General features: G+C 62.4%; 10 protein-coding genes and 1 pseudogene. 3 read left to right on the top strand and 8 right to left on the bottom strand.

Features of this window, described 5'->3' with window-relative positions; all coding sequences use genetic code 11:
- The coding region (locus J0I64_RS05270; protein WP_291406559.1) for a flagellar FliJ family protein at window positions 1-227 on the top strand (227 nt) is incomplete at its 5' end.
- Between the two features lie 61 nt (window positions 228-288).
- Here J0I64_RS05270 and J0I64_RS05265 read toward each other — a convergent pair.
- The 3 genes from J0I64_RS05265 to J0I64_RS05255 form a co-directional block, all read right to left on the bottom strand.
- Complete coding sequence (locus tag J0I64_RS05265; RefSeq protein ID WP_291406558.1) at window positions 289-936, bottom strand: PRC-barrel domain-containing protein; 648 nt, start codon at window positions 934-936, stop codon at window positions 289-291.
- Between the two features lie 365 nt (window positions 937-1,301).
- A complete protein-coding gene (locus tag J0I64_RS05260; protein ID WP_291406557.1) occupies window positions 1,302-1,760 on the bottom strand; it encodes a GNAT family N-acetyltransferase in 459 nt (152 codons plus the stop codon).
- A gap of 45 nt (window positions 1,761-1,805) precedes the next feature.
- Window positions 1,806-2,876 carry a putative zinc-binding peptidase gene (locus J0I64_RS05255; protein WP_291406556.1) on the bottom strand — a complete coding sequence of 357 codons (1,071 nt, stop codon included), beginning with the start codon at window positions 2,874-2,876 and terminating at the stop codon, window positions 1,806-1,808.
- A gap of 92 nt (window positions 2,877-2,968) precedes the next feature.
- On the opposite strand from J0I64_RS05255, the gene J0I64_RS05250 reads away from it, so the two are divergent.
- Together J0I64_RS05250 and J0I64_RS05245 are read left to right on the top strand one after the other, a co-directional pair.
- Window positions 2,969-3,580, top strand: a complete 612-nt coding sequence (locus tag J0I64_RS05250; protein ID WP_291406555.1) for a LysE family translocator — start codon at window positions 2,969-2,971, stop codon at window positions 3,578-3,580.
- A gap of 80 nt (window positions 3,581-3,660) precedes the next feature.
- A complete protein-coding gene (locus J0I64_RS05245) occupies window positions 3,661-3,855 on the top strand; it encodes a DUF2934 domain-containing protein (protein WP_291406554.1) in 195 nt (64 codons plus the stop codon).
- Here the strand turns inward: J0I64_RS05245 and J0I64_RS05240 are convergent, their stop codons facing one another.
- The 5 genes and pseudogenes from J0I64_RS05240 to fliH all read right to left on the bottom strand — a co-directional run.
- Window positions 3,856-5,673 carry a diguanylate cyclase gene (locus tag J0I64_RS05240; RefSeq protein WP_291406553.1) on the bottom strand — a complete coding sequence of 606 codons (1,818 nt, stop codon included), beginning with the start codon at window positions 5,671-5,673 and terminating at the stop codon, window positions 3,856-3,858.
- A gap of 183 nt (window positions 5,674-5,856) precedes the next feature.
- A complete protein-coding gene (gene flhA / locus J0I64_RS05235; RefSeq protein ID WP_291406552.1) occupies window positions 5,857-8,013 on the bottom strand; it encodes a flagellar biosynthesis protein FlhA in 2,157 nt (718 codons plus the stop codon).
- 70 nt (window positions 8,014-8,083) lie between these two features.
- Window positions 8,084-9,451 (bottom strand): sigma-54 dependent transcriptional regulator, encoded by a 1,368-nt coding sequence (locus J0I64_RS05230; protein WP_291406551.1) that lies wholly within the window; start codon window positions 9,449-9,451, stop codon window positions 8,084-8,086.
- 21 nt (window positions 9,452-9,472) lie between these two features.
- Window positions 9,473-9,763, bottom strand: a complete 291-nt coding sequence (gene fliN / locus J0I64_RS05225) for a flagellar motor switch protein FliN (RefSeq protein ID WP_291406560.1) — start codon at window positions 9,761-9,763, stop codon at window positions 9,473-9,475.
- Between the two features lie 56 nt (window positions 9,764-9,819).
- A pseudogene (fliH, locus tag J0I64_RS05220) lies at window positions 9,820-10,085 on the bottom strand (flagellar assembly protein FliH); the annotation flags it as partial.

Genomic DNA, 10,085 nt, shown 5'->3' with positions numbered 1-10,085 from the left:
CCTTCGCCAAGGCCGCGCTGCAGCGCCGCGACAATCTCCTGGCTTCGGCCAATGATATGCGCGGCAAGCTCGAAAGTGCGCAGGACCAGTTGGCCGAAGCGCTCGAAGACCTCAAGAAGGTTGAACTGCTCGACCAGCGCGAACATCAGCGCGAGCGCGACGAGCAGAACAAGATCGAGCAGGCCGAATTCGACGAAATCGCTCGCCAGCGTTATCGTCGTCAATAAGTCTGGCTAGCCGGACACGAAAAGGCCCGCCGAAGCGGGCCTTTTGCATTTCTGGGTTGGCTTAATTGGCCGGGACTGCCGCGGGAGCCGGAGCCTGTGGGTCGACCCACACGAATTCCGGAGCGGCACTCAAAGCCTCGGCGGTGGTCGGCAGCACCCAGCGCCAGGTATTGTCGGCCGCTGCAACGTGCTGGAGGCTGAGATAGTCCACGGCGACGTTCTTTTCACCGATGCCGAGGAAGCCACCGACGCCGACGATCACGGCATTGATGCCCCCGATATTGCTCAGGACCCGATCGTTGACCGTGCCGATCTGCTCGGCGTCAGCAGCGGCACTCGAATAGACCGGGGCGCCAAGCAGGTCTTTGACGACGAGGTCGTCAGCGCCGATCGGGTAGCCCACCGAAATGTCCCAGGGCGTGCGCATGGCATTGTTGACGGCAACGCCCGCATTGTTGATGGCGGCACCAGCATTGTCGACAGCCTGTCCAGCATTGTTGACGGCATTGTCGACGGCTACGCCGGCATCCTGGGCTGCGTCTTGAACAGCGGCGCCAGCATCCTTCATCGCATTGCCGGCAGCATCCAGAGCATTGTCTACCTTCTGGCCGGCAGTTGGCTGTGGCTGAGCGGGTGCCGCGTCCTGTGCGTAGGCATTCATGCTGAGCAGCGCGGCGACTGCGGTAGTAGCAAACAGCTTGCGGATCATTGTAGGCTCCAATGGTTCATTTGTTTGAACAGGGCCATGCGGTGCAAAACTTGCCGGTAGAGTGCCGCGTGGCCCGTTATGATGGGTCAACGCCTCTTTTGCCGAGGCGTTCCGCATCAATTTTGGGCTTTGGCTGGGAACCCGCATTAGAAGGCCGGCTCCCGCGCGAGGCGGGGCCGGCCTTTTTTCGCCTCCCTGGCGATTGGTCGCGTCCTGCGAAAGAACCAAGAAACTCGCGTTCTTAAACCAGAAGCACCACACACTGGCAGCCGCCCGGCAGGACGCGCTCTTCGAGCGACAGGGCAGACAATAGCGTAGCTTTGAGGGCAGGAGTCCGCCCTCCGGGTTAATGCGTTAAATTTGACTTAATTCGTTAGGAAGGCGCTATCCTTGTCGTAGTCGCGCATGGCCCGATGCGGCATGCCGCCATCCATGAATTCTGGCCCGAAAGCGACGAAGCCGAGCTTTTCGTAAAGCCCCAGCTTGTCCGACTGTGCAGTGAGGAAAAACCGCTCGCTGCCCTTGGCCCGTGCATCGGCCATGGCCTGTTCGATCAGTTTTCGCGCCACGCCCTTGCCACGCCAGGCCTGGTGCACGGCGACGCGCCCAATCTTGATATGCTCTGGCTGGGCGATGAGGCGGAGCGTTGCCACCACATTGCCCTCGGCGATCGCTACATAGTGGGTCGCGGTGAGGTCGTAGCTGTCGAGCTCTTCCTCCTCCGGCACCTTCTGTTCCCAGACGAAAACTTCCCGCCGCAGCGCAAAGGCGCCATTGGAGAGGGTGGAAAAAACAGGGACGGAGAGAATGGTGATATCGGACATGGTTCCGGGTTTACCAGCAAGCGCGCCGCGCCGGAAGCGGTCCGCTCACTGCACTGCGTCGCGCCCAGTTCCATGCACGAGGTCATTGACGAAGCCGAGCTTGCCGATCACCGCCGGGGTCAGCACAAAGGGATAGGCGTCGGCCTGTCCCATGGCGCGGTTGAGATTGTTGAGCAGCGAGGCCAGGGGAATCCAGTTGTCGATGATCCTGCCCATATCGGGCGCCAGATAGGGATCGAATTGCACCTGCGGCAGCACCAGGCTCGGGTCCCCGGTTCTAGGCCGTGCCCGCACGCCGAAGGCCGCAGCCATTTCCACTGTGTCGACGATATGGAGATAGTGCGCAAAGGTCTCGGCAAAGTCCTCCCACGGATGGGCCGTGGCATAGGCGGAGATATGGGTTTCCGGCCAGCCCGCAGGCGCGCCATTGGCGTAGTAAGCCGCAAGCGCTACGCCATAATCGGCCCGCTCGTCCCCGAAGAGCGCGCGAAACCGTGCCTCCGACGTCTGTCCATTGACCAGCAGGTCCCAGAAATGGTGGCCGATCTCGTGTCGGAAATGCCCCAGGAGGGTTCGGTATGGTTCGCCCATGCCCGTGCGCCTGATTTCCCGCTCGGCATCGTCGGCCTCGGCCAGTGCAATGGTGATGATCCCGCTTTCATGCCCGGTCAGCACGCGCGGTGCGTTTTCACCGTCTGCAAGAAAGCGGAAGGCGAGGCCATGGCCCGGGTCCTCTGCCCGCCTGCGCAGCGGCAGTTGCAGCCGCAGCAGCGAATAGACCAGGCGCTTCTTTGCCCGCTCGATCTCCTGCCAGCGCCTGAGGTTGATGGCATCATCCAGCGCCGGAATGGTTTCGTTGTGCTGACAGGCCCGGCAGAAAATCACGCCGCCCGGTTCGGCGGGCACCAGCCAGTTGCAAGCCCCATGACGGGCATTGTCGCAATAAAGATAGGTCCTGCCGGGCAGGGCCGGGGCCGACCAGCCGCCCTCGGCCGGATCGAGCGAAACCAGCGCGTTTTCTTCGGGTACATAGCCGAGGGCATGGCCGCAATGCTCGCAGCGGTCGTTCTCGAAATAGATGGTGTTGCCGCAGTGATCGCAGACGAAAAGTTTCATCCTGTTGCCCCTTCGCGTCGGGGATAATGTCGGGCGGGGCTTGCTGTTCCGCCCAAAAGCAGAAACTGTCCGCCACCCGCCGGAGAACCATCATGACCGTCGAATTCCTGATTACGACCCTGATCGTCGTTGTTTCCCCCGGCGCTGGTGCGCTCTATACAATCGCTGCCGGTCTTGGCCGTGGCAGCAAGGCCAGCCTCTGGGCCGCGCTCTTCTGTACCATCGGCATCGTGCCGCATATGGTTGCCGCCATTACCGGGCTCGCGGCCATTCTCCATGCCAGTGCGCTCGCCTTCGAGATCATCAAATATCTCGGCGTGGCGTATCTGCTCTACATGGCCTGGGCGACGCTGCGCGAAAGCGGGGCGCTGTCGGTTGCGGCCAATGCCGAGCCCAAGAGCCTGAAAGACATGGCCGTCGAGGTTGTCCTCATCAACCTCCTCAATCCAAAGCTCTCGATCTTCTTCTTTGCCTTCCTGCCGCAGTTCGTGCCTGCCGATGCGCCGGGCGCAGTGCCGCAGATGCTGCAATTGAGCCTTGTATTCATGGTTATGACCTTCGTGGTTTTCGCGCTTTACGGGCTTTTTGCCGCCGCCATCCGGGGGCATGTCATCTCAAAGCCCGCGATCATGACCTGGATGCGCCGCTCGTTCGCGGCAGCCTTCGTGGCGCTCGGGGCTAAGCTCGCCCTTACCAGCCGGTAAAATTGCAGTCATATGGCCGTCTTCGGCAACTGCTAAGTCCCCGTTGCGTTCTGCATTGCATACGCCACGAGGAGACAGCCATGCACTACATTGAGGAAAACAGGATTCGGGACCGCGCCTATCAGCTCTGGGAAGACGCTGGTCAGCCGGATGATCGTGAACAGGAATTCTGGTACCAGGCCGAGCGCGAGCTGGTCGAAGAAGACGAGGTCGATCTCTCGGCTGAGGCGTCCGCGCTGGATCTGCCTCCCGTTGTGCCGGGTCGCCTGAGCTGATCAGGCTCTGATCTGGCCGTCATCGTCCTCCGATGTGTCGAAAGACCAGCGGTTGCGCCCCCCGGACTTGGCCCTGTAGAGGGCCCGGTCCGCCTCAAATTGCAGCCGCTCGATCGATACCTGACCAGTCGTGAACACCGCAATGCCGACGCTGGCGCCGATCTGAATGGTGTTGCCTTCGATCTCGAAGGGGGTGGAGAGCGTCTTGACGATGCGCGTCGCGACCATGGTTGAATACTCGACGTTCTCGAAGTGGCTCAGGACGACGGCAAACTCGTCGCCGCCCAGCCTCGCCACGAGGTCTGTTTCCCGCAGGATATTGTTCAGGCGCGCGCCGACATCCTTGAGCAGTGCGTCGCCTGCCGCATGACCGAATGTGTCATTGGCCTGCTTGAATTTGTCGAGGTCGATATAGAGCAGGGCGCAGGCATGGCCGGCATTCTGTGGCAGCTGCATTTGCTCGAAGTGTTCGGCAAGGCGCACGCGGTTAGGCAGACCGGTCAGTGCGTCATGGTAAGCCATGTGACTGATGCGCAATTGTAGCCGCTTGCGATCGTCGATGTCTTCGAGTGTTCCGACCCACTCGGCAGGTTCGCCTTCGGTATCGGTGATCACGGCGCCGCGGAAATTGACCCAGATCCATTTCTGGTTCTTGTTCTTGACACGCGCCTCCGCCGTAACTGTGGGGGCCCGCGTCTGGGCAGCAAGGGCCAGGGCTTCGTTCAATACGGGCATATCTTCTGGATGTACCTGTTCCACCCAACCGCGTCCTAGCGCGGCAACGGTTCGCTGCCCGGTAAACTCCTCCCAGCCTTCAACGTCGATGGCGTTGCCATGCACGTCCGCCCGCCAGGTGACCATCGCCCCGACCTTGGAGACGGCGCGGTAGCGTTTGCTCGACAGCTCGAGTTCGTTCCCGCGCTGGATCAAGCGTTCATGCGAGTTCATCTGGGCACGATAGAGGGTGTGCAGTTCCTGCACTATGGCGTCGGGCGCGTCGGGCAGGGCACTCTTGGAGTCCCTGCCAATGGCATGCGACCGGGCGACCATGGCCTCGATCGGACCTGTGATCTTGCGTGACAGGATGAAGGCGAGCAGTACGGCCACAATAAGGGCGACCAGCACGCCGATGCCGAAGGCCTTGAGCGGGTTCTGCCAGCGCCCATCGAGCACGGCCTTGGGCATGCCCACCACGACGACCCAACCGGGCGTGCCTTCAATCGAGGCAAAGCCGAAGCTGATCGGGGTGCCGTCAAAGGCAACGGCATCGAAGCGCCCCGTAGGGGCGCCGACTTCCAGCAAAGCCTCCCAGGTGGGGACGCGCTTGCCGAGATTTTCTGCTGCGGCGGCCGAGCGGGTGATCATGTTGCCATTGCCGTCGACCACAGCAACCAGCGTCTGATTTTCGATTTTGCCGAAGCTGATCTTGTTGGACACAGCCGTGGAGTCGGCGGTCAACTTCAGCGCTTCGCCTTTGCCGTCCTTGATCGGAACGTTGAACACCAGTCTGGCGCTCTCGCCGGGCCGAATATCTACGAGGTTCGAAACCGTCCAGTGGTCGAGCGCGGCGTCCGCCGGCACGAGCGTTGCTTCACCACGGAAGTGCTTGCTTGCCAGCGCCAGTTCAGTTTCCGGATCATCTGCCGAACTGCTCGCGTAGCCCCCGATGGTTTCCATCGTCTGCGCATCGGAGAGCAGAGCGCCATGAACCATCGACGCGATGACCTTGGCATTGTCGATGAGGGTGGTCTGCGCCGCCACCTTGTCGGTTTCGGCGGTCCGCACAACCACCAGCGCCAGCAGCGACAGCGGTGGCAACAAAGCCGCGAGTATCACAAAGCTCAGAAAGGAGCGAAGTGATATGCGCCTACGCCAGACACTCTTGTGCGAAACAAGCATACGTGCCTCCGAACTCTTCTCGAAGTAATAACGTAGCACATGTTTTCGAGATTCGGCACGACGTGAAAGATGTAGTTATCTTCGCATTAATAGAATAGTATTTTAAATACTTCCTACGGTCTTGAGGCGAACACGCGGATGGACCTCGTTCTGGCTCATCACCACCGTCTGCGGGCGGAAGCGTTCGATGATGGCGCGCACATGCGGACGGATCGAGGGCGAGGTGATCATGACGGGCACTTCACCCTGCTGGGCGGCGCGCTCAAAGGCCTGACCAACCGAAGCGATGAACTGCTGCAGACGGCTCGGCGCCATGGCCAGGTGCCGGTGCTCGCCTTCGCCAACCATGGCTTCAGCGAAGTCGCGTTCCCACTGCGGCGAGAGGGTCAGGAGCGGCAGGTTGCCGTCCTGGCCGAGATTGGCGGCGCAGATCTGGCGGGCCAGACGGCTGCGCACGTGCTCGGCAATGGCCTGGATCGAGCGGCCCGGTGCTGCAACTTCAGCGATGCCTTCGAGAATGGTCGAGAGGTCGCGGATCGAGATGCGCTCGGTCAGCAGAGCCTGCAGGATGCGCTGAACGCCGGAAACAGAAATCTGGCTCGGGATGATGTCTTCGACGAGCTTCTGCTGTTCCTTGGGCAGGCCCGAAAGCAGGGTCTGCACATTGGCGTAGCTCAAGAGTTCGGCGACGTTGGCCTTGAGCACTTCGGTCAGGTGGGTCGAGATCACGGTCGAGGGATCGATGATCGAAAGGCCGCGCAATTCGGCTTCGTCGCGTAGTGCCGGGTCGATCCAGGTCGCCGGCAGACCGAAGGTCGGCTCGGTTGTCTGATTGCCCGGCAGATCGATCGGGTTGCCATAGGGGTCCATGACCATCAGGAGGTTGGCATGGATCTGGCCGTGGGCGGCTTCGACTTCCTTGATGCGAACCTTGTAGTCGTTGGGCTCGAGCTGCATGTTGTCGAGAATGCGGACCGGGGGCATGACGAAGCCCAGTTCGAGCGCCAGCTGACGGCGCAATGCCTTGATCTGCTCGGTGAGGCGATCGGTGCCGTTCTCGTCTTCCTTGACGAGGCCGAGCAGGCCATAGCCGAGTTCGAGCTTGAGATCGTCGATCTTGAGGCTGTCGCTGATCGGCGGTTCGCCGGCCGGGGCAGCTCCGGGCTGACCCGGTGCGCCGCCCGGAGCCTTGGCCACGGCGTCGGCCACGGTCTTGGCGCGCTCGGCGATCTCGCGGGCTGCCTTGCTCTTGGAGGCGCGGTAGGCGGCATAGGCAACGCCGCCGGAAAGCGCCAGGAACGGCAGCAGCGGCATGCCGGGCAGCAGGGCAAGGCCAGCCATCACGGCCGAAGCCATGCCGAGGGCCTTGGGATAGCCGCTGAACTGGGCGGTCAGCGCCTTGTCGGCGGCGCCAGAGACGCCCGACTTCGACACGAGGATACCGGCTGCGGTCGAGACGATCAGCGCCGGGATCTGGCTGACGAGGCCGTCGCCGATGGTGAGGAGGGTATAGACGCTACCGGCTTCACCTGCCGAGAGACCTTCCTGCAGCATGCCGATGGCCATGCCGGCGGCGATGTTGATGAAGGTGATGATGAGGCCGGCAATGGCGTCGCCACGGACGAACTTGGACGCACCGTCCATGTTACCGAAGAAGGCGCTTTCGCCTTCGAGTTCGGCACGACGCTTCTTGGCGGTGTCTTCGTCGATGAGGCCCGCCGAAAGGTCGGCGTCGATGGCCATCTGCTTGCCGGGCATGGCGTCCAAGCTGAAGCGCGCCGCGACTTCGGCGATACGACCGGAACCCTTGGTGATGACGATGAAGTTCACGATCACGAGGATGATGAAGATCACGGTACCAATGACGAAGTTGCCGCGGGTGACGAAATTGCCGAAGGCTTCGATGACGTGACCGGCAGCGGCCGAACCGTTGTGACCTTCCGACAGGATCAGACGTGTGGTGGCGAGGTTGAGGCCAAGCCGCAGCATGGTTGCGATCAGCAGTACCGTCGGGAAGGACGAGAATTCGAGCGGCTTCTGAATGAACAGGGCGGTCATCAGGATCATCACGGAGAAGACGATCGAGATGGCCAGCAGACCGTCGACCATCAGCGCCGGCAGCGGCACGATCAGGATGAGGATGAGCCCCATGACCCCGACAGCGAGGGCGATGTCGCCCGAGCGCAGCATGTCGAGCACCTCTTTGGGCGTCGGCAGCTTGAAGCTGAAGCGGGACGAGGAGGTGGGGATATCGGTCATGTCGTCAGATTACCGCGTGAGAAAAATGAGAAAGGAGGCTGGCGCATCGCGCAGCCTCCCAAAGGCGTTGTTACGCCACGTTTCGCCGTTCGCCGGGCTCGGGGATGGTCTGCCCCTCGTCCGCGTACTGGTTCAGCTTGTTCCGAAGCGTGCGGATCGAAATGCCGAGAATGTTCGCGGCATGGGTCCGGTTGCCCCAGGTGTGATCCAGCGTGTCGAGGATCAGTTCGCGCTCGACGTCGGCCACGGTGCGCCCCACGAGGGCCCGCGACATGGCTTCGGCGGTTTCGGCCAGCTGCTGGGCCGGCGAGTGCATGCGCACCGCTTCGCTAAGACCCATGCCATCGGGCAGCACGATCGCTTCGGCGCCGATCATGGTGCCGGTGGCGAGGAGTACGGCGCGGTGCAGCGTGTTTTCAAGTTCACGCACGTTGCCGGGCCAGGGCGCCTGCAGCAGCGCCGCGCGCGCGTCTTCGGAAAGCTCGCGCTTCGGCAGGCCATTGGCCTTGGCATATTTGGCCACGAAGTGATCGGCCAGCGCCACGATATCACCCGGACGCTCGCGCAGGGCCGGGAGCTTCAGGTTCACGACGTTGAGGCGGAACAGCAGGTCTTCGCGGAACGAGCCCTCGCGAACCGCTTCCGTCAGGTTGCGGTTCGAGGTGGCGAGGATGCGGATATCGACCGGCACGGGCTTGGTGCCGCCGACGCGGTCGATGACGCGCTCCTGGATGGCGCGCAGCAGCTTGGCCTGCAGGCGCACGTCCATTTCCGAAATTTCGTCAAGCAGCAGTGTGCCGCCCGAGGCTTCTTCGAACTTGCCGACGCGGCGGGCAATGGCGCCGGTAAAGGCGCCCTTTTCGTGGCCGAACAGCTCGGATTCGAGGAGGGCTTCGGGAATGGCGGCGCAGTTGACCGAGATGAAGGGTTTTGCCGAGCGCTTGGAGCGCGAATGAACGAAGCGGGCGACCACTTCCTTACCCGTGCCGCTCTCGCCGGTGATTAGGATCGAGGCTTCGGAGGCAGCAACCTGCTCGGCCATCTTGACGACGCGCTGCATGGCGGGGTCGCGGAAGAGGAAGTCCTCGCTGTCGCGCGACACGGCCTGAATGACGGCGGCGATCAGCGCGGCGTCGGGGGGCAGGGGGATATATTCCTTGGCGCCAGCGCGGATGGCGTTGACGGCAGCCGCAGCATTGGTTTCGACACCGCAGGCGACGACGGGAATGGCAATGCGCTCGGCTTCAAGCGCGGCGATGAGCCCGGCAATGTCCATCATGACATCGACCAGCAGGAGGTCGGCGCCGCGACCGGTGCGCAGTGCGGCCATGGCGATTTCGATGCCGGGGGCGTGCGCAACCTTCGCGCCGCCATCCATGGCCATTTTGGTGGCCTGGCTGAGTTGACCTTCTAGGGCTCCGACGATGAGGAGACGCATGCCGTTCACTCCCGTTTTTTCTTATTGGGGCTTGATGATCTCGGTCATGGTGACACCGAGCCGGTTTTCGACCAGCACGATTTCGCCACGCGCGACGAGGCGGTCATTGACGTAGATTTCGACGGCTTCACCGACCTGACGGTCGAGTTCCACCACCGTTCCGGTATCGAGCTTGAGCAGGCTCGACACGGGCATCTTGGTGCGGCCGAGCACCACTGAAACGCGAACCGGCACGTCGAACACGGCCTCGAGGTCGTCGGCGGTGCGCTCGACATAGGCTTCGGCGCGGCTGTCGGCGCCGGGGGAGGGCATTTCGCCCATGCCGAAGTCGTCGGTTTCAGGGGCGTCGGTTTGAGGATCGGTCGGGTTCATTCACCGCTCTCCTTGGTCATGTGTGCGCCCTGGGTGTTCGCCTTGGCGGCGAGATAGGCTGCAATGGTCTCGTTGATTTCAGCGTCGAGCCCGTCCGTGTCGCGAACGAGGCCGCCGTCGGCCCATTCGATCCGGCCGTCGCCGAGACGGATATCGGGCTCGCCCATCACGACCAGCCGGCCGGCATAGCCGGAGGTGGTGATCTGGGAATTGGCAATGTCGCGGATCTGGTCAGCCAGGTCCGGGTGGCAGCGGATCACCA

This window comes from Devosia sp., assembly GCF_017307565.1.
Classification (GTDB): Bacteria; Pseudomonadota; Alphaproteobacteria; order Rhizobiales; family Devosiaceae; genus Devosia.
This window is presented reverse-complemented; position numbering and strand designations above follow the sequence as displayed.

Bases quoted from the DNA above. Each gene is read 5' to 3' on its own strand.
- J0I64_RS05260 (WP_291406557.1), bottom strand. From the start codon at position 1,760: ATGTCCGATATCACCATTCTCTCCGTCCCTGTTTTTTCCACCCTCTCC.
- flhA (WP_291406552.1), bottom strand. From the start codon at position 8,013: ATGACCGATATCCCCACCTCCTCGTCCCGCTTCAGCTTCAAGCTGCCG.
- J0I64_RS05230 (WP_291406551.1), bottom strand. From the start codon at position 9,451: ATGCGTCTCCTCATCGTCGGAGCCCTAGAAGGTCAACTCAGCCAGGCC.
- J0I64_RS05265 (WP_291406558.1), bottom strand. From the start codon at position 936: ATGATCCGCAAGCTGTTTGCTACTACCGCAGTCGCCGCGCTGCTCAGC.
- fliN (WP_291406560.1), bottom strand. From the start codon at position 9,763: ATGCCCTCCCCCGGCGCCGACAGCCGCGCCGAAGCCTATGTCGAGCGC.
- J0I64_RS05250 (WP_291406555.1), top strand. From the start codon at position 2,969: ATGACCGTCGAATTCCTGATTACGACCCTGATCGTCGTTGTTTCCCCC.
- J0I64_RS05245 (WP_291406554.1), top strand. From the start codon at position 3,661: ATGCACTACATTGAGGAAAACAGGATTCGGGACCGCGCCTATCAGCTC.
- J0I64_RS05255 (WP_291406556.1), bottom strand. From the start codon at position 2,876: ATGAAACTTTTCGTCTGCGATCACTGCGGCAACACCATCTATTTCGAG.